Annotated in this window: 14 protein-coding genes, 1 tRNA gene and 1 pseudogene; 8 read left to right on the top strand and 8 right to left on the bottom strand. The window is 66.4% G+C overall.

Features of this window, described 5'->3' with window-relative positions; genetic code table 11:
• Positions 1-507: 507 nt before the first annotated feature.
• Both QX051_RS19110 and QX051_RS19115 read right to left on the bottom strand, forming a co-directional pair.
• The gene (locus QX051_RS19110) at positions 508-1,716 is read right to left on the bottom strand and encodes an MFS transporter (RefSeq protein WP_315777197.1); all 1,209 of its coding nucleotides are present in this window, start codon (positions 1,714-1,716) and stop codon (positions 508-510) included.
• A 436-nt stretch (positions 1,717-2,152) separates the two neighbouring features.
• Positions 2,153-3,070 (bottom strand): alpha/beta hydrolase, encoded by a 918-nt coding sequence (locus QX051_RS19115; protein WP_315777198.1) that lies wholly within the window; start codon positions 3,068-3,070, stop codon positions 2,153-2,155.
• A gap of 183 nt (positions 3,071-3,253) precedes the next feature.
• Between QX051_RS19115 and QX051_RS19120 the strand changes: the two genes are divergently transcribed.
• Entirely contained in the window at positions 3,254-4,144 is an 891-nt protein-coding gene (locus QX051_RS19120; protein WP_315777199.1) for a helix-turn-helix domain-containing protein, read from the top strand.
• A 56-nt stretch (positions 4,145-4,200) separates the two neighbouring features.
• Here QX051_RS19120 and QX051_RS19125 read toward each other — a convergent pair.
• Positions 4,201-4,290, bottom strand: a tRNA-Ser gene (locus QX051_RS19125).
• A 221-nt stretch (positions 4,291-4,511) separates the two neighbouring features.
• Between QX051_RS19125 and QX051_RS19130 the strand changes: the two genes are divergently transcribed.
• Positions 4,512-4,853: a hypothetical protein gene (locus tag QX051_RS19130; protein WP_315777200.1), complete on the top strand. Its 342-nt coding sequence runs from the start codon at positions 4,512-4,514 to the stop codon at positions 4,851-4,853.
• A gap of 36 nt (positions 4,854-4,889) precedes the next feature.
• Here the strand turns inward: QX051_RS19130 and QX051_RS19135 are convergent, their stop codons facing one another.
• The 4 genes from QX051_RS19135 to QX051_RS19150 all read right to left on the bottom strand — a co-directional run bounded on the left by QX051_RS19135 (position 4,890) and on the right by QX051_RS19150 (position 11,343).
• A complete protein-coding gene (locus QX051_RS19135) occupies positions 4,890-6,350 on the bottom strand; it encodes a trehalose-6-phosphate synthase (RefSeq protein WP_315757256.1) in 1,461 nt (486 codons plus the stop codon).
• Between the two features lie 217 nt (positions 6,351-6,567).
• A complete protein-coding gene (gene otsB / locus QX051_RS19140; protein ID WP_315740748.1) occupies positions 6,568-7,386 on the bottom strand; it encodes a trehalose-phosphatase in 819 nt (272 codons plus the stop codon).
• A 3-nt stretch (positions 7,387-7,389) separates the two neighbouring features.
• A complete protein-coding gene (locus QX051_RS19145; RefSeq protein ID WP_315777201.1) occupies positions 7,390-8,904 on the bottom strand; it encodes an MFS transporter in 1,515 nt (504 codons plus the stop codon).
• Between the two features lie 402 nt (positions 8,905-9,306).
• A complete protein-coding gene (locus tag QX051_RS19150; RefSeq protein ID WP_315777202.1) occupies positions 9,307-11,343 on the bottom strand; it encodes a methyl-accepting chemotaxis protein in 2,037 nt (678 codons plus the stop codon).
• 299 nt (positions 11,344-11,642) lie between these two features.
• Here QX051_RS19150 and QX051_RS19155 point away from each other — a divergent pair, with 299 nt between their 5' ends.
• From QX051_RS19155 to QX051_RS19170, 4 genes are all read left to right on the top strand, one after another.
• Complete coding sequence (locus tag QX051_RS19155; RefSeq protein ID WP_315717018.1) at positions 11,643-12,128, top strand: (2Fe-2S)-binding protein; 486 nt, start codon at positions 11,643-11,645, stop codon at positions 12,126-12,128.
• A gap of 99 nt (positions 12,129-12,227) precedes the next feature.
• Positions 12,228-14,567 carry a xanthine dehydrogenase family protein molybdopterin-binding subunit gene (locus QX051_RS19160; RefSeq protein ID WP_315740751.1) on the top strand — a complete coding sequence of 780 codons (2,340 nt, stop codon included), beginning with the start codon at positions 12,228-12,230 and terminating at the stop codon, positions 14,565-14,567.
• Positions 14,568-14,635: 68 nt separating this feature from the next.
• Complete coding sequence (locus QX051_RS19165) at positions 14,636-15,436, top strand: xanthine dehydrogenase family protein subunit M (protein ID WP_315777203.1); 801 nt, start codon at positions 14,636-14,638, stop codon at positions 15,434-15,436.
• Positions 15,437-15,919: 483 nt separating this feature from the next.
• Positions 15,920-17,032, top strand: coding sequence for a CaiB/BaiF CoA-transferase family protein (locus QX051_RS19170; RefSeq protein ID WP_315777204.1), 1,113 nt, complete (start codon positions 15,920-15,922; stop codon positions 17,030-17,032).
• Between the two features lie 368 nt (positions 17,033-17,400).
• Here the strand turns inward: QX051_RS19170 and hppD are convergent, their stop codons facing one another.
• On the bottom strand, positions 17,401-18,519 hold the full coding sequence (gene hppD, locus QX051_RS19175; protein WP_315777205.1) for a 4-hydroxyphenylpyruvate dioxygenase: 1,119 nt from the start codon (positions 18,517-18,519) through the stop codon (positions 17,401-17,403).
• Between the two features lie 121 nt (positions 18,520-18,640).
• Here hppD and QX051_RS19180 point away from each other — a divergent pair, with 121 nt between their 5' ends.
• Both QX051_RS19180 and QX051_RS19185 read left to right on the top strand, forming a co-directional pair.
• A complete protein-coding gene (locus QX051_RS19180; protein WP_315777206.1) occupies positions 18,641-19,120 on the top strand; it encodes an Lrp/AsnC family transcriptional regulator in 480 nt (159 codons plus the stop codon).
• Positions 19,121-19,224: 104 nt separating this feature from the next.
• Positions 19,225-19,404, top strand: a pseudogene (locus QX051_RS19185) (DUF1272 domain-containing protein); the annotation flags it as partial.
• Positions 19,405-19,411: the final 7 nt, after the last annotated feature.

Below are 19,411 nucleotides of genomic sequence, written 5' to 3' on the forward strand. Positions count from 1 at the left end.
TCTCCTTGGCGCCAAAGACCGCCCCCAACAAACGACGCCCCTCTTGACAACTTACTCCCCATACAAGGTTCAGCCGGGTCTGCCCGGCCTTCCCCGCGCAATGGTGTTACGGCTGCTTCGCACTCTCCCCGGGGACCGGCGTTCTTGCCCCCGTTTGCGACAGCGCGCCAAAGGCACGCCACGCAGGCATCAGCATCGGGATGCCAGGACCATGCGACTTGACCGTCCGTGCCGGCGCCGCTCGTCAGTCGGCGCCTGCCCGTCCATCACATCCCACCCCAACGCTCCTGACGGTGCGCAGCGCCCCTCGTCGATGAGGCGGGACAGCGATAGAGAAGCACGAATTCCGATAAAACGAAAGAACAAAATTTGCGCCGGCGGGCGCGGTGGCGCCGATGTCGTTGAGACGGCGAATGAACTTCGTGTTTCGGCGCAGGGCGAATGCGGCATGTCCCGGCGCTTCCGGCGGGCGCAGGTCCGGCCCGACGGGCGACTCGGTCGGACGTCTCAGGACGAGACCGCCGCGCGCATCGGACGGCGCTGCCGCAGCAGCAACAGGATGACCACGGCCGCGCACGAGCACGCCAGGCTCAGCGCCAGCGGCGCGTTGCTGCCGTAGCGGGTCAAGAGCTCGACGAGGATCGGCGCCGACACCGCCGACAACAGGTTGAGCGGCAGTCCGATCTGGGCGGACGCCTTGGCGAAGGCCGCCTTGTCGTAGAACACCAGCGGCATGGTGGCCCGCGCCACGGCGAGCGCGCCGCTGCCGAGGCCGTAGATCAGGATGAAGGCGCCGATCGCGGCATGCGAGCCGTCGCTCAGCATCAGCAGCAGCATCGCCACCGGCAGCGCCAGGCCGGCGACGATCGCGGTGGTGATGCCGTCCCAGCGGCCGCCGCCGAGAAAATCGATGGCGCGGGCGCTGATCTGGATCACCCCCAGCATCGAGCCGAAGCCGACCGCTTCGGCCGCCGACAGGCCTTCGGCCTTCAGGAGCTCGATCAGCACGGCCCCCATCCCGAACGCGACAAAGGCGTTGAGGCCGGAGGCGCCGACCAGCAGATAGAACGTGCCGCGCGACGGCGTCGCTGCGGGGACGGACGCCGCCGCATCCGATGATGACGGCGGCAGATGATCATGGACGCGCCGCGGCAGCAGGAACACGAACAGCGGCAGCGAGACCAGCAGCAGCAGGCCGGCGTAGACGAGACAGGTGCTGCGCCAGCCGATATGCGCCGAGAGCGCCGAGGTGACCGGCCAGAAGATGCTGCTCGACAGCCCCGTGACCAGCATCAGCGCGCCGATGGCGCTGCGCGCGCGCAGGCCGGCGATCTCGTTGAGCACGATGTAGGAGGCGGTCGAGAGCGTGGCGCTGCCGGCCACGCCGAGCAGCAGCCACGCGGCATAGTAAGAGAGCGCGCCCTGCGCGGCTGACAGCAGCGCATAGCCGGGCGCGGCAAGCACGGTGCCCGCGATCATCACCCGCCGGCCACCATGCTTGACGAACGGCCGCGCCAGCAGCGGCGAGCACAGCCCCATCGACATGTACAGCACCGAGGTGCTGGCGAAGATCGCAGTCAGATCCATCTCCAGATCGACCGCCATGGCCCGGCCGATCACCGCCGGCAGGCTGAGCGTGCCCCAGGCGATGAGCTGGGTGATGGCGAGCACGATCAGGACGCGCAGGAGGGAGGGGTCGGCGATGACGGGGGGCATTTCGGGCGGGGGCACTGCACGGAGGTGACGCGCGACGCGCGTTGCAACCATAATTCTAGAGCATTCGCGCCGAATCAGCCCCGCTGTTTGGGAATTGCCGCCCCGCCACCGGCGGGGTGCTCGTGCCAGGTGCCGGCAACTGCACGCACGGGCCGCCGGCCCCGGAGCAGGAGCAGCATGAGCAGCATGAGCAGCGCCGCACGGGAGCAGCCGATCGTCAGCCCCCATGGGTCTCAAGTCGATGCAGGAGCATCGCCTAACGTGCCGCGGAGCGGTGCTCCTCACGATGGAGGGGTTAGATTTTGGCCAAAAAAAACCATGCGAGGCCGCCGTAGGCGGCCGTCGCGGAGGATGGCCGCGAAACGAGCGCTCGCCACAGCTTGTTGCCTCATCTGCGATCGCCCTACCCTACCTCCGGAGCTCGAGCTTCGCGCGCCTACAGGAGGTGTGATAGGAACCAGTCACGCGCAGCCGAGGATGATTGTTCGAAGTGCTGGACATAGGGCGCGAAATGCCCGCAAGGCAGACTGACAAACTGCTTTGGCTCGCCGGCGCGTGCGAACGCCTCCCGGGACGCCTCGATCGGCATCAGCATGTCGCCCTCGGCCGCGATCCACATCAGCGGCCGCGGCGCGATGCGATGCAAAAAGGCGGCCGGCTCGAAGCTGAAGGTGAGCTCCAGGCTGCGCACGGTAACCTCGTTGCGCCACAGCGGCGAGATCTTCGCCGCCTCCATGCACCAGTCGTAGGCGTCCGACGTCCCGAGGATGCACGGCGTCGTCGCCGGATCCTGCGCCACCACCTGCATGGTCATCGGCGGCTCGCCCGCGGCACGGGCCAATCGCTCGCCGACGAACAGCTGCGACAGCTGCGCCTTTGTCTCCGCCGGAATGTGGCTCCAGATCGCGCCGCCGCTGAGGAACGAGACCTGCACTGCCACGCAGCGGATGCGCTGATCGATCGCCGCCGCCTGGATGGCGACACCGCCGCCATAGCTGGAGCCCCAGGCGCCGATCCTTCTGGGATCGACGCGCGGCAGGGTCATCGCGAAGGTGATGGCATCGCGGTAGTCGGCCAGCTGCTGCATCGGGTCGATCTCCTGCCGGACGCGTCCTTCGCTCTCGCCGAAATTGCGGGGATCATAGACCAGCGCGCCGAGACCGGCCGCGCTGAACGCGGCCGCATATTTGTCGAGATAGCTGTCCTTGAGCGCGCTGAAGCCGTGATGAAGCACGACGATGGGCGCTGTCGGCGCGTCCCCCTGCGGCGGCACGTGCCAGCCGCGCAGCACCGTACCATCGTCGGCCTTGAAGGCCACCTTCTCGAATCCAGCCCGCAGATCCGAACCGACCATTGCAACCTCCCTGTGCTCTCGCCTCTCCGCCTTGTCTGCACGGCGGTCTCAGCCTAGGCTCTAGGCCAAGCGCGGCACCGACGTCCCGGACGGCAGCGAAGGCGAACCCGGACGACAGCGAAACGTGGGCGGACGCAGCCGCCGCAAGCGAGGGTCTCGGGCGACCAAGGGAGAGCGTTGCAGATGCCGAACGTGCAAGGGTTTGCCGCGCCCACGACCTCCCTCGACCCACTGCTCGGCTGGAGCATTCACGCGGCCAAATCGCACCGTCAGCAGTTGAGGCAGCTAGGCGATGCTCTCGTGATCGAAGCGCAGGTCGCACAGGGCTGCGCCGGGATGCGCCGCGCTTCCGATGCCGGTCTGGTGGTCGTGATGATCGTGATCGAAGGCCGGGAGCGCGGCGAGGACTCCACCGGCACGGTGCTGTTCGAACCCGGCGACGTGATCGTCTGGAACACGCGCGAGACGCTCGCCTTCGCCACGCTCAGTCCGCTGCGCAAGATGATGATCGCCTGCCCTGAAGCGGTGATCCGGAATTTTCACCCCGACCTGATCGGACGCGGCCGCCTGCATCTGCCCGGCCGACACGGCTTCGGCGCCGCCGTGTCCGGTTACTTCGAGGGCTTCGCCGGCACGCTGGCCGAGATGGACGACAGCGAGGTCCATGCCGCTGTCGATGCCGGGCTCGAGATCGTCGCCAGGGCGGCCCGCCTGGTACGCCGCGACGCGGCACCGCGACGCGCATCCGCACAGTTCGCGCGCATCATGAGCTACATCGACGCACAACTGCACGACCCCGATCTCGACAGCGCCGAGATCGCCGCCCACTTCGGACTATCCGTCCGCTCCGTACAATTGTTGTTCGCCGAGCACGGCACCACGCCCTCGGAATGCATCCGCCAGCGCCGCCTCGACCGCTGCCGCCGCGACCTCGAAGCCGCGCGCCGAACCGAGAGCATCACCGACATCGCCCTGCGCTGGGGCTTCAACGACCCCTCGCATTTTAGCCGCCTCTTCCGCCGTCGATACGGCGTGCCCCCGCGCACGCTCGCGCGGAAGAAGCCGGAGGGCTGACAGCCCGCAGCGATTTCATCTTCTCGCAACTGAACGGAATGGCTGGGATGGCCGGCTGGCGGAGAGAGTGGGATTCGAACCCACGGTACGGTTTCCCGCACACACGCTTTCCAAGCGTGCGCCTTAAGCCACTCGGCCATCTCTCCGGCGGCCCTCTCTTGGCGGGGTCGGCGGCGTTTTGCAAGCCGGGCGGGGGCTCAAGGGCTAAATTTCCCCCAAATCGCTGATAAAAATCATCAATCCGCCCTGGTCGCGGGCTCGATCAGGAGGCCCTGCGGCCCGGCCGGCCCATCATGAACCGGCCGGCCGGGCGGCACGACCACTGTTTTGCAGCCCGTCGGTCCGGCTGCCGACTGAGGGATTCGCGATGCCGTCATCCTCCCATGCCCGTCTCGCCATCCTGCTGACGGCGGTGCTCAGCCTCGCCGCCGGCCCGGCCCGCGCCGATCAATGCACCAAGCAGGGCGTCGACGTGACCTGCGACGACGGCCGCAAGGGGATCTGGCAGGGTGATGCGATCCTGTGGCCGGACGGGACGAAGTCGAGCCTGAAGCCGCACCCGTCCGTCATCGTCGGCAACAAGGCATCCGTGGTGGTGGGACCCGGAGTGTTCGTCGGACAGGGCAACGGGATGGTGCCGATGGACAATCCGAGCTCGCCGAACAAGCTGCGCTGCGCCGTGCTCGACGGCGTCTCCTACTGCCATTGAGCCTCGCCGCACGGAGCGGCGAGGAGCAAGTCCGGTTCAGTGATAGCGCGCGCCAGGCGACAGCATGCGGCCGGCCAGAAAACCCGCCGGAGTGGCAGGCAGGGGTTCGATCTCGACCTCGGCAGCGTCACCGTCCTGCAGCGCCTCGACGAAGTCGGCAAACCATTGCTGGATCGAATGGCGGCGCAGCTTCGTCATCATGATCTCATAGCGCATGCGGCGCTCGTTGAGCGGCATCGACAGCGCCATCGCGATCGTCCGCGCCATGCCGTCGATGTCATGCGGATTGACGATCAGCGCCGCATCGAGCTCGTTGGCGGCGCCGGCGAATTTCGACAGCACCAATACGCCGGGATCGACCGGGCTCTGCGCCGCGACATACTCCTTCGCCACGAGATTCATGCCGTCTTGCAGCGGCGTGACGACGCCGACCTGGGCGCTGCGATAGAGGCCGGCCAGCACGCCCTGACCATAGCCCTTGTTGAGGTAGCGGATCGGCGTCCAGTCGACCTCGCCATGGCGGCCATTGACCTCGCTGACGAGGCGCGCGACCTCGCTCTGCAGATTGCCATAGGCCTCGATCGATTCGCGCGACGGCGTTGCGATCTGCAGCAGCGACGCGGCGCGCAGCAGGCTCGGGTGCATCGTCCACATCCGGTCGAAGGCGTTGATGCGGTTGACCAGACCCTTGGAGTAATCGAGCCGGTCGACGCCGATGGCGAGCTTCTCGCCATTCAGGCTGCGGCGCAGCCGCGACACATCCGGATGCGCCACCGCCTTTGCCGCCTGCTGCGCAAACTTGTCGGCGTCGATGCCGATCGGGAACACGGCCAGACGTGTGCGGCCGTGCAGCGACCTGACCACGCCGTCACGCACCTGCAAGCCGAGATCGGCGCGGATGCAGGCGGTGAAATTCTCGCGATCATCCTCGGTCTGGAAGCCGATCAGATCATAGGCGAGCATCGCGGTGACGAGATCGCGGTGATTCGGCACGCTGTCGATGACGCTGCGCGCGGGCCACGGCGTATGCAGGAAGAAGCCGATCGGGCTCTTCACGCCCAGCGTGCGCAACTCCGCGCCGAGCGACAGGAAGTGATAGTCCTGGATCCAGAACAAGGTGTCCGGCTTCTGGAACCGGAGCAGCGCGCGCGCCACGAAGGCGTTGACCTCGCGATAGGAGCGATAGTCGTCATGCGAGACGCTGATCAGATCGCTGCGTGAATGCAGCGCCGGCCACAGCGCCGAATTGGCGAAGCCTTCGTAGTAGCCGGCATAGTGCGCAGCCGGCAGATCCAGCAGCGCGAGCGCGCCTTCACCGATCTGCTCGATCTCCGCGATCGGTTCCGTCTGCGCGCCGTCGCGCACACGACCCGAGGAACCCACCCATACTGCCCCCGATTTCTCCACAACGGGCAGCAATGCTGCCGCAAGTCCGCCGGTCATTGGCTCATTGGCTTTGCCACGGGCCACCCGATTCGAAACCACGACGAGGTTCACAGCTCCCTCCTGTTGGTCATGTCGGTTAACAGCTGTTCATCAATATGGTTCCGGGCCACCCTTTCAACCAATTGAAACCAAATTCGGGCATTCGCGCGGTGTAATCACAGCGTCAAATCAAGTCAGAACTGTTCTAATCAACAGCGACGCATTCAACATGCGACCGCATGGCGAATGGAACTAACAACGTAGCGATGCGGAACCACTGCACGGATCGCTAGGTCGATGAATTAGTTCCACCGCCGGCGAGGCGCGCCAGGAATGCGCGCACGTCGTCCGGTGCGTCGAAATGTCCGTCGACGCCGAGCGCACGGCGGCCGACGGAGAACGAGAGGCCGGCGAAATCCGGCATGATCGCGAACACCGTCTCATCCGTGACGTCGTCGCCGATGAAGAACGGCTTGCGTCCCTTGAACGGTGCGTTCCGCATCAGCTCGCGCACGCCGCTCGCCTTGGTGAAGCCGGCATGCTTGATCTCGCACACACACTTGCCGGGCAGCACCTCGATCGGCGCCCCCGGCAACTCGGCGCGGATGCGCGACACTTCTTCGTAGATCGCCTTCTCAGCCTGCGGCGCGAGGCGATAATGCAGCGCCAGCGAGTAGCCCTTGTCCTCGAGCAGAATGCCGGGGCTGAGCCGGGCGATCGCAGCGAGCCTGCGCTTCAGCTCCTTGTCCAGCGGCGGCGCCTTGATGGCGTCCGCCTCGCCGCCGCCGCCGAGCCGCATCTCCGCGCCATGGCCGCCGACGGCGGGATAGACCTCCGGCGCGAAGATGAGATCGATGTCGTTGAGCGAGCGGCCCGAGACCAGCGCCAGCGCGCCGGAGGTTCGTTGCAGCAATGCGTTCAGGGTCTCGGCCAGGCCCGGCGGCACCCACACCTCGCGCGGCGTCGGCGCGAGATCGAGCAGGGTGCCGTCGATATCGAGCAGGATCGCCACCTCGCGAAGATGCGGCACGAGACTGGTGGGCGCCGGAACGATCTCGGCGGGCTCCGACGCAGGAGAAGCGATCAGATCGGAGTTTTCGGACATCATCAACTACTCCATGACAGCGAGCGGACGCGCCACCTGTTCGAGCGATTTGCGCTCGGCCGCGATGGCATAGCGCCAAGCGACGAGCGCCGCCACCAGCATCAGCGCGGCACCGAACAGATAGCCGCCGAACACCGCGCCGCGCGCCCCGCTGTCGAGCAGCGCGCCGAACAGCGCGGGTCCCGCGACGCCGCCGATCCCGGTGCCGACGGCGTAGAACAGCGCGATCGCGAGCGCGCGCACTTCCAGCGGAAAATTCTCCGACACGGTGAGATAGGCGGCGCTCGCCGCCGGCGACGCGAAGAAGAAGATCACCATCCAGGCCGCAGTCTGCGTCGCGGCGCTCAGCACGCCGATCGAGAACAGATAGCCGGTGAGCGCAAGCAGCATGCCGGAGACGCCATAGGTGAAGGTGATCATGGCGCGGCGCCCGAGCGTATCGAACAGGCGGCCGAGCAGCAGCGGCCCGAGCACGTTGCCGGCCGCGAAGGGCAGGATGTACCAGCCGACATGATCGGACTTGATGCCGTAGAAGTCGGTCAGCACCAGCGCGAAGGTGAAGAAGATCGCGTTGTAGAAGAACGCCTGGGCGATCATCAAGGTGAGCCCGACCAGGGAGCGCTGGCGATAAACTGAGAACAGCGTATGCGCGACCTCTCGTAACGGCGTGTGGCTACGCATCCGCAGCCGCATCCTCGGCAATTCCTTGGCGCGCGCCTCGCGGTCGTGGCCGGTGACGTCGCGTTCGATCTCCGCGACGATCCGATGCGCCTCTTCAGGATGGCCGTGAATCATCAGCCAGCGCGGACTTTCCGGAATCCACATCCGCATGACCAGCACGACGAGGCCGAGACAGGCGCCGATGCCGTAGGCCAGCCGCCAGCCGACATCCGGGCCGGTGACGTCGGGATCGAGCAGCACGATGGCGCCGACCGCGCCGAGCGCGGCACCCAGCCAGAAGCTGCCGTTGATCATGAGATCGGTCCAGCCGCGATAGCGCGCCGGCACCAGCTCCTGGATCGTCGAGTTGATCGCGGTATACTCGCCGCCGATGCCGGCGCCGGTCAGGAAGCGAAACAGCGCGTAGGTCGCGATGTTCCAGGACAAGGCGGTGGCGGCCGTCGCGGACAGATAGAGCGCAAGCGTGACGAAGAACAGCTTTCGGCGGCCGATGCGGTCGGTCAGCCAGCCGAAGCCGAGCGCGCCGAGCACGGCGCCGGCGAGATAGGCGCTGTTGGCAAGCCCGATGTCGAGATTGGAGAAATGCAGCGCCGGGCTCTGCTTGAGCGCGCCCGACAAGGCGCCTGCCAGCGTCACCTCGAGCCCGTCGAGCACCCAGGTGATGCCGAGCGCCAGCACGACGCGGGTGTGAAAGGCGCTCCAGCGGAGATCGTCGAGCCGGGCGGGGATGTTGGTTTCGATGACGCGATCCCGGCCTGCCATGTCGCCCGGCGGAGCGCCGGATTGCGGCGCTGACGTGACGACGCGGAGGTTGGGACAGGATGCCTGTCGGAGTGCCATGGAATCCCAATGCGACGGCGCGGGTCGCACCGCATGCTCGACCGAGAGGATGAAGCAAATGCGGCAGCGAATGCCTGCCGCTGCGACTCAACGTCTCGTCGCGCGCAGGGTTCCCGGAGTGGGGCGGGGTTCGGCGCTCGACCCGCCTGGGGGCCGCAGCGTTTCCTGGGTGAGGCCCAGGCGCGCCTTATTTCAGCTGTCGTCCCGGGCAAGCGAGCGAAGCGAGCGCGACCCGGCATCCATACCGCGTGATGCAAGATTGGGGCACGCGATCAATACCGCCCGCCACACATCTGCCGCGGCGTATGGATCCCGGCGTTCGCCGGGATGACAGCGGAGGGTTTGGCCGCGGGCTCGCCAACGCATTGGCGAGCGGTGAAGACCAGCCTGTCGCCGCAAAACTCACGCCGCGCGGATGTTGGCCATGAAGCGGTTGAGCTCCGCGCGCAGCCGCGCGCTCTCCGAGGATAGCGACTGGGCCGAGCGCAGCACCTCCTCCGAGGCTTCGCCGGTCTGGGTCGCGCCGCGATTGACCTGCGTGATGTCGGTGGCGGCGGCCTGCGTACCTGCCGCGACGCTCTGCACGTTCCTGGCGATCTCCTGGGTCGCGCCGCCCTGCTGCTCGACCGCGGTGGCGATCGACGCGGCAATGGTCGAGATCTGGCGGATCGTGCCGCCGATCTGCTTGATGGCTGTGACGGATTCCTGGGTCGCCGCCTGCATGCCGGAGATGTGGTTGGAGATGTCGTCGGTCGCCTTGGCGGTCTGCTCGGCCAGCGACTTGACCTCGGAAGCCACCACCGCAAACCCGCGGCCGGCATCGCCGGCGCGGGCCGCCTCGATGGTCGCGTTCAGGGCCAGCAGGTTGGTCTGCTCGGCGATCGCGGTGATCAGCTTGACGACGTCGCCGATCTCCTGCGCCGCACGCGACAGCTTGCCGATGCGCCCGTCGGTCTCCTCGGCCTGGGCCACGGCGGACTCCGCGATGCGGCTGGACTCGCGGACCTGGCGGCCGATCTCGTTGACCGAGGCCGACAGTTCGTCGGTTGCGCTCGCCACCGAGTGGATGCGGCCCGTGGCCTGGTCGGAGGTGCCGCTGACGCGGCTCGCCAGCGACTGCGTGGTCTCCGCGGTGCGCGTCAGGGTCGAGGCCGCCTGCTCGAGGTGCTCGGCCGAGGTCGAGACGTTGGACACGATCGAGCCGACGGCGGTCTCGAACTCGTCGGCGAAGCGGATGAGCTCGGCCCGCCGCGCGGCGCCCGCCGCCTTGTTCTGGGCGTCCTGCGTCGCAGCGTCGCGCTCGGCCTTGGCCACCGCCTGGACCTTGAACTCCTCGACCGCCGCCGCCATCTCGCCGATCTCATCGGCACGCCCGAGGCCGGGCAGCCGGACGTCGAAATTGCCCGAGGCGAGCTCGCGCATCGCCTTGCACATCGTGATCATCGGCTTGGAGATGCCGTTGCCGAGCATCAGCGCCAGCACGGCGCCGAGCGTCAGCCCGCCGATCGCCAGCATTGCGATCAGCCGCTCGATGTCCGCGATGGTGGTGTTGGTGGCGGCCTCGATGCGCTGCTGGTCGGAGGCGACCTCGGATTTCAGCCCGTTCGACAGCGCGATGATCTCGGTGCCGACGACGCTCATCTCCTGTTCGAGCTTGCCGAGCGCCTTCATGTTCTCCGACAGTTTGATGAAGGCGGCGCGGTACTGCTTGATCAGGTCGCCGAGCTCGGCGACGCGCTGGGTGATCTTCTCGTCATTGGCATAGATCGTCACCAGCGAGGTTTCCAGGAAGCGCGTGCGCGCGATGGCGCCGTCGGCCGTCTTGGCATCGGGCTTGGCGATGTAGGTCCCGACCAGCGCGGACACGGTCAGGTACTGGCCGGTGAGGTCCTTGGCCGTGGTCTGCACCGACGGCAGGCCGGCCAGCGCGGCGGTGTCTGCCAGATCATCGAACTTGAAGCGGATCTTGTTGCCGATGAGGCCGATCTGGTCGGTCGCCAGCTTCGCGTTCTCGCGGGTCAGAGCAACGATGCTCGAGAATGTCTTGGCGAAGGCCTGAAACTGCGCCTGCAGCTTGCCGACCTGCGCCCGCCGCTCGGCGCCGGTCGCCGCCATGGATTTGTCGATCGCGGCCTGGAGTGCCTGCTGGGCAGCGGTGGCCGCCGCCTCGTCGTCGGCTTTGCCGGTCAGGGCATAATAGCGGGCGAGCGCCTGGTACGAGACCAGCTCGCGATCGATGGTGCGGGTGGTGTCGGCTTCGGCAACGCTGCCGCGATAGGCTGCCACCGCCGCGGCGACCCGCTCGAATCCCAGATAGGAGAAGCCGATGCTGGCAGCAGAGATCGCCAGCACAACGGCGAAGCCAAGGACGATCTTGCCGCGAAAACGCAGGGTCAGAAAATTGGCACGCCGCGACTGCGGCGCAAGCTGCGCAGACATTCCCACCCCCGACACGCCATTCTTTATATTGGCCAGAAACCAAACCGCCCGGCGGCAACGCACCAGAGCGTGATCAAAACTACGTCACAATGGCTAAGGGGCGGTAAATGGGCAGCGTCGGCCTACGGCCTGCGCTTCACCTGCGCCGGTGCCGGCCTCGCGTGGCGCGCCACATGCGACCGGATCGCCGATGCCGCGCGCAAGACGTCGCAATGACATCGGAGACGAAAATTCGAGTTGCAAAGTCCTGAGGGCGCTGTTTCTAATCAGAATAAGAATAATTCATCGGGAGGTTACTCGTGTCGACAGTCAAACTGACGGTGAACGGCAAGGCGGTCTCGGTCGAGGCCGAGGATCGCACCCTGCTCGTTCACCTCCTGCGGGATCATCTGAACCTCACCGGCACCCATGTCGGCTGTGACACCAGCCAATGCGGCGCCTGCGTCGTCCATATCGACGGCCGTGCCGTGAAATCCTGCACCGTGCTGGCCGGCCAGGCCGCCGGCGCCAACGTCACCACCATCGAAGGCATCGCCAAGGGCGACGAGCTGCACCCGATGCAGGCGGCCTTCCGCGACAATCACGGCCTGCAATGCGGCTATTGCACGCCGGGGATGATCATGTCGGCCATCGATATTGTGCACCGCCACGGAGGCGAGCTCGACGAGAGCACGGTGCGTGAGGAGCTGGAAGGCAACATCTGCCGCTGCACCGGCTATCACAACATCGTCAAGGCCGTGCTCGACGCTGCCGGACGGATGAAGGTCGCGCAAGCTGCCGAATGAGGCCGGCGAGAGCCGCCGTTTACCGCAATACCGAGACCACGACCGCTGCGCGCGATGGCCGCGGCGGGACAACAGAACTCCGGTAGGGGAGAGATTCGCATGGGTATGGAAGGCATTGGCGCCAGCGTCGTCCGCAAGGAGGACAAGCGTTTCATTACCGGCAAGGGCCGTTACGTCGACGACGTCAAGCTGTTGGGCATGACCTTTGCCCATTTCATCCGCAGCCCGCACGCGCACGCCAAGGTCAAGAGCATCGACTCCTCGGCCGCCGAGGCGATGCCTGGCGTGGTCGCGGTGCTCACCGGCCGCCAGATCGTCGACGACAAGGTCGGCAACCTGATCTGCGGCTGGGCCATCACCTCCAAGGACGGCTCGCCGATGAAGATGGGCGCATGGCCGGCGATGGCGCCGGAGACCGTGCGCTTCGTCGGCCAGGCCGTGGCCGTGGTGATCGCCGAAAGCAAGAACCTCGCACGTGACGCCGCCGAGGCAGTCGTGGTGGAGTACGAGGAGCTGCAGGCCGTCGCCGACATGCCCTCCGCGCTGAAGCCCGGCGCGCCGCAGCTTCACCCGGAAGCCCCCGGCAACGTCGTCTACGACTGGTCGATCGGCGACGAGGCCGCGGTCAACGCCGCCTTCGCCAAGGCCGCCAACGTCGTCACCCTGGAATTGACCAACAACCGGCTGGCACCGAACGCGATGGAGCCGCGCGCGGCGATCGCCGAGTACGATGCGGCCGAGGAGCATTTCACGCTCTATACGACGTCGCAGAACCCGCACGTCGCTCGCCTGGTGCTGTCGGCGTTCTACAACATCGCACCAGAACACAAGCTGCGCGTGATCGCCCCTGACGTCGGCGGCGGCTTCGGCTCCAAGATCTTCATCTACCCGGAAGAGATGGTGGCGCTGTGGGCCTCCAAGAAGGTCGGCCGTCCGGTGAAATGGACCGGCGACCGCACCGAGGCGTTCCTGACCGACGCGCACGGCCGCGACCACATCTCCAAGGCCGAGATGGCGTTCGATGCCGACAACAAGATCCTTGGCCTGCGGGTCAAGACCCACGCCAATTTCGGCGCCTACATGTCGCTGTTCTCGTCGTCGGTGCCGACCTATCTGTACGCGACCCTGCTGTCGGGCCAGTACAACATTCCGGCGATCTATGCCGAGGTGATGGGCGTCTACACCAACACCACGCCGGTCGACGCCTATCGTGGCGCCGGACGCCCGGAGGCGAGCTATCTGCTGGAGCGGCTGATCGAGACGGCGGCGCGCCAGTTGAAGGTCGATTCGGCCGATCTCCGGCGGAAGAACTTCATCACCCAGTTCCCGCACCAGACCCCGGTGATCATGGCCTACGACACCGGTGACTTCAACGCCTCGCTCGACGCGGCGATGAAGGCGATCGACTATGCCGGTTTCCCGGCCCGCAAGGCGGCGGCGAAGGCGCAGGGCAAGCTGCGCGGCCTCGGCCTGTCCTGCTACATCGAAGCCTGCGGCATCGCGCCGTCGAAGGCGGTCGGCAGCTTAGGGGCCGGCGTCGGCCTGTGGGAATCGGCCGAGATTCGCGTGAATCCGGTCGGCACCATCGAGGTGCTCACCGGCTCGCACAGCCACGGCCAGGGCCACGAGACCACCTTCTGCCAGCTGATCGCCGAACGCCTGGGCGTGCCGATCAGCCAGGTCTCGATCGTCCATGGCGACACCGACAAGGTGCAGTTCGGCATGGGCACCTACGGCTCGCGCTCGGCCGCCGTCGGTCTCACGGCGATCCTGAAGGCGATGGAGAAGGTCGAGGCCAAGGCCAAGAAGATCGCAGCCCACGCACTCGAAGCGTCGGAAGGCGACATCGTCATCGAGAACGGCGAGTTCAAGGTGACCGGCACCGACAAGTCGATCGCGCTGCCGATGGTCGCGCTCGCCGCCTACACCGCGCACAACCTGCCGGACGGCATGGAGCCCGGATTGAAGGAGACCGCCTTCTACGATCCGACCAACTTCACCTTCCCGGCCGGCACCTATATCTGCGAGCTCGAGGTCGATGAGGCCACCGGCAAGACGTCGTTCGTCAACTTCGTCGCGGCGGACGATTTCGGCCGGCTGATCAACCCGATGATCGTCGAGGGCCAGGTTCATGGCGGTCTGGTCCAGGGCATCGGCCAGGCACTGCTCGAGCACGCGATCTACGACAGCAACGGCCAGCCGGTCACCGCGTCCTTCATGGACTACGCGATGCCGCGCGCTGATGACGTGCCGTCGTTCAAGCTGAGCCACACCACGACCCTGTGCCCGGGCAATCCGCTCGGCGTGAAGGGCTGCGGCGAGGCCGGCGCGATCGGCGCATCCGCCGCCGTGATCAATGCGATCACGGATGCGATCGGCAACAACAAGCTGGAAATGCCGGCGACGCCCGACCGCGTCTGGCATGCGATCCACGGTTGATCATCGCTCCGGGGCGCGCGCAGGCGTGGCCCCGGAATGATCTCGATGAAAAATTCAGGGAGATTCCCATGTACGAGACGACCTACCATCGCGCCTCCTCGGTCGACGAAGCGGCGGCGCTGTTCGCCAAGGGCAGCGAAGCCAAGTTCCTGGCCGGCGGCCACACCCTGCTTCCGGTCATGAAACAGCGCCTCGCCAGCCCGTCCGATGTCATCGACATCGGCAAGATCAAGGACCTGATCGGCGTGCAGCTGTCCGGCGACACGCTCGTGATCAAGGCGGCGACGACCTATTACGACATCATGACCAATGCCGACGTGAAGAAGGCGATCCCCGCGATCTCCTATCTCACCTCGGTGCTCGGCGATCCCGCCGTGCGTCACCGCGGCACCATCGGCGGCTCGATCGCCAACAACGATCCGGCCGCGGATTTCCCGGCGGCACTGATCTCGCTCGGCGCGACCGTGAAGACCAACAAGCGCACGATCTCGGCGGATGATTTCTTCAAGGGCCTGTTCACCACGGCGCTCGAGGACGGCGAGATCATCACCGAGGTGTCGTTCCCGGTGCCGGAGAAGGCGGGCTATGCCAAGATGCGCCATCCGGCGTCGCGCTTCGCGCTGACCGGCGTGTTCGTGACCAAGACGAAGGGCGGCGACGTCCGCGTCGCGGCCACCGGCGCCTCGCAGAGCGGCGTGATGCGCGTGGCCGCGATCGAGGCGGCGCTGAAGTCGAACTGGTCGGCCTCGGCGATCGACGGCGTCAGCATCCCGGCGAGCGGCCTGCTCAGCGACATCCACGGCTCGGCTGATTACCGCGCCAATCTGGTGAAGGTGATGGCGCAGCGCGCGGTGCAAGCCGCGGGCTGATTGTCGCGGCGCGGATCATTCCGCGTCACGGCACGAGACATTCCATGCGGCGCGCAGCGATGCGCGCCGCTTTACTTTGCGGCATACGGCGCGCTTGCGTTGGCTGGATAGACGCGGGACAATCGCGGATCAGGAAACGCATCGCGCGTGATGATGTTTGATTGATGCGGACAGCAGCCAAGCACACCCACCCTCCCCTGGAGGGCAGGGCTATCGCATATGACTAATCTGAGTTTTTCGCGAAACCGTTTCCACATCGTCATGCCCGGGCTCCGTCCCGGGCATCCACGTCGTTCTCAGCATGCCGGACGACGTGGATGGCCGGGACAAGCCCGGCCATGACGACGCGGAGACAGACGAGCGCAACACTTCGATCGTCAAATGCGATAGCCCTCCCCCTCCAGGGGAGGGTGTAAGGTCGCGGCGACCGTCTTTGTCCGATCGACCTCGTCACGCGCCGAAGCACCGCAGGGACAAGACAACGTGCTCGACAAGACCGCCCCACAGACCGAGACCCGCGCCACCGGACCGCTCGCGGGCTTTCGCATCGTCGAGTTCGCCGGCATCGGACCGGGACCGTTCGCCTGCATGCTGCTGGCCGACATGGGCGCGGAGGTGGTGACGCTCGATCGCGTCGGCGCGCACAAGACCATGAAGTCGGTCGCCGGTCGCGGCCGCAAGGTCATCGAGCTCGACCTCAAGGACAAGGCCGTCATTGCCGAGGTGCTCGACCTGCTCGCCGGCGCCGACGCGCTGATCGAAGGTTTCCGGCCCGGCGTGATGGAGCGGCTCGGCCTCGGCCCCGACGTCGTGCTCGCGCGCAATCCCAAGCTGGTCTATGGCCGCATGACCGGCTGGGGCCAGCAGGGACCGTTGGCGCAAGCGGCCGGCCACGACATCAACTACATCTCGATCACCGGCGCGCTCGCCGCGATCGGCCCGAAGGAGCGGCCGGTCCCACCGCTCAATCTGGTCGGCGATTTCGGCGGCGGTGCACTCTATCTCGTCGTCGGCGTGCTCGCCGCGCTTCTCGAAGCGTCGAAGTCCGGCAAGGGCCAGGTGGTGGACACCGCGATGTGCGACGGCGCGGCCTCGCTGCTCGCGATGTTCTTCGACCTCACCGCGATGGGCCGCTGGACCGAGGGGCGCGAGCGCAACTTCCTCGACGGCGGCGCGCACTTCTACGGCGTCTACGAATGCGCCTGTGGAAACTTCATCTCCATCGGCTCGATCGAGCCGCAGTTCTACGCGCTGCTGCGGCAGCATGCCGACCTCTCCGATCCCGCCTTCGACGCGCAGATGGACCCGCGCGCCTGGCCGGCGCTGAAGGAGAAGCTGGTCGCCGTGTTCAAGAGCAAGACGCGCGAGCAATGGTGCGCGATCATGGAGGGCACCGATATCTGCTTCGCGCCGGTGCTCACCATGTCCGAGGCGCCAAAGCACGCCCACATGGCCGCCCGCGGCGTCTTCGTCGAGCGCCACGGCATCACCCAGCCCGCCCCCGCCCCACGCTTCTCGCGCACGCCGTCGACGATACGGGAGCCGGAGGTGGTGGAGATTGGGGCTGTCGTGAGTGCGTGGAAGGCTGGCGGGTAAGCGATTGCGGCGCGGTCGCGCCGATCAACGCTGCGCGACAATCCCGATGCCAGTGAGTTGACGACGCCCGCGCCTCACCCTCGGTGTCGTCCCCGCGAACGCGGGGACCCATAACCACCGGCCGCAGTTTGGCGAAAATCGTCTGCGACTATGCCCTATCGATAGATCACGCGGTATGGGTCCCGGGTCGGCGCCCGACGCCGCTGGCGCGTCGTCGGGCTTGCCCGGGACGACAGTTGAGGGTTTGGCGACATCCTGCCTCCAATCACGCCGTCATTGCGAGCGAAGCGAAGCAATCCAGGGTGCGGACGGAAGTCTGGATTGCTTCGTCGCTCTGCTTCTCGCAATGACGGGCGCATCTCCTCCACCTACTCCGCCGCCTCCACCTTCAGCACGCCGCGGCGGATCTGGTCCTCTTCGATCGATTCGAACAGCGCCTTGAAGTTGCCTTCGCCAAAACCGTCGTCGCCCTTGCGCTGGATGAACTCGAAGAAGATCGGGCCGATCGCATTGGCCGAGAAGATCTGCAGCAGCACCTTGGTATGACCGCCTGCAACGACCCCCTCGCCATCGATCAGGATGCCGTTTCTCTTCAGACGGGCGAGGTCCTCGCCATGCTTGGGCAGCCTGCTATCGATGCGCTCGAAATAGGTGTCCGGGGGCGACGGCATGAACGGCAGGCCCGCGGTCCGCAGGCCCTCGACGGTCAAGTAGATGTCGCGGGCGCCGCAGGCGATGTGCTGGATGCCTTCGCCGCGATAGATCTTGAGATACTCCTCGATCTGCCCGGACTCGCCGGCATCCTCGTTGATCGGAATCCGAATCTTGCCGTCGGGGCTGGTCAGCGCGCGCGAGAACAATCCGGAGGCGCGGCCTTCGATGTCGAAGAAGCGGATCTGGCGGAAGTTGAACAGCTTCTCGTAGAAGCCGGTCCACACATCCATGCGGCCGCGATGCACGTTGTGGGTCAGGTGATCGATGTAGTAGAGGCCGGCCCCGGTCGGGCGCGGGTTGCGCTCGCCGGTCCACTCGAATTCGAGATCGTAGGCCGAGCCCTTGGCACCGTAGCGATCGACGAGATAGAGCAGGCTGCCGCCGATGCCCTTGAGTGCGGGCACGTCCAGCGTCTTCTGGGCCGGCGGCAGGTCGGCCGGCTCGGCGCCGAGCGCGATCGCCCGCGCATAGGCCTTCTTCGCGTCGACCACCCTAAACGCCATCGACGGCGCACACGGCCCGTGCGCGGCGACGAACTCGTGGCCGTGGCTGCCGGGCTCCTCGTTCACGAGGTAGTTGATGTCACCCTGGCGGTACAGCGTGATCGCCTTGGTCCTGTGGCGCGCGACCGCGGCGAAGCCCATCAGCTTGAACAGCGCGTGCAGCTCGCTTGCTTCGGGGTGCGCATATTCGACGAACTCGAAGCCGTCCGTGCCCATCGGGTTGTCGGCGGAGATGGTGGCAGGAGGCGCATCGTGCGGAAATGGACCCATGGGGGAAGCTCCTTCAGCTTGATGGGCGGATCATCTCCCGAATTCCGCGCACGGGGCATGCAAACCATTGTCATTTTCGTCCGAGTATGCACGATCCATGCACATTCAGAGGAAATGACGCATGATTTCGGTCGATAGCTTCGATCTCCGTATCCTGGCCGCGCTGCAGGACGACGGCCGGCTCACCAACCAGGAGCTGGCCGACCTCGCCGGGCTCTCGGCCTCTCAATGCTCGCGACGGCGGATGCGGCTGGAGGAGGACGGCGTCATCGCGGGCTATCGCGCGCAGCTATCCGGCACGTCCCTGGGCTTCGAGCTGATCGCCTTCATCCAGATCACCCTGGCGACGCATTCGCCCGACAACGCGCAGAAGTTCCGTGCGCTGGTGAACCGCGTCGACGACATCCAGGAGGCCTACGCGCTGACCGGCGACTCCGATTATCTGCTCAAGGTCGTGCTGCGCGACCTCAAGAGCCTGTCCGACATCGTCAACAATGTGCTGATGCCACACCAGAGCGTGGCGCATGTGCGGTCGTCGATCGTGCTCGACCGGCTGAAGGAGAGCGCGAAGCTGCCGCTGGCGTCGCTGTCTGCTGGCTGACGACGTGGCGCAAATCGAGGGAATTGCGCCATTCAACACCGTCGCGGCTTTTGCGACAGTCACATCATTCCGACATCTGCGAGACGAACATGGCGCTGCAGCTTCGCCCGAACTGCGGCGGCGGCTTTGCGCCACGGCCGATCCGGCCGTCGCGCGAATGGCGGCCAGGGGCCTGCGTCACAAAACAGCTGCCGTCGGACAAGCGCGTGCATCTGAAATATGCGGCGGAGGAGGTCGCGGCGTTCGTCGGAGGCGTGAAGAACGTCGCGCCGGAAGAGCGCTGACCTCTCT

The organism is Bradyrhizobium sp. SZCCHNR1053 (assembly GCF_032381235.1).
Classification (GTDB): Bacteria; Pseudomonadota; Alphaproteobacteria; order Rhizobiales; family Xanthobacteraceae; genus Bradyrhizobium.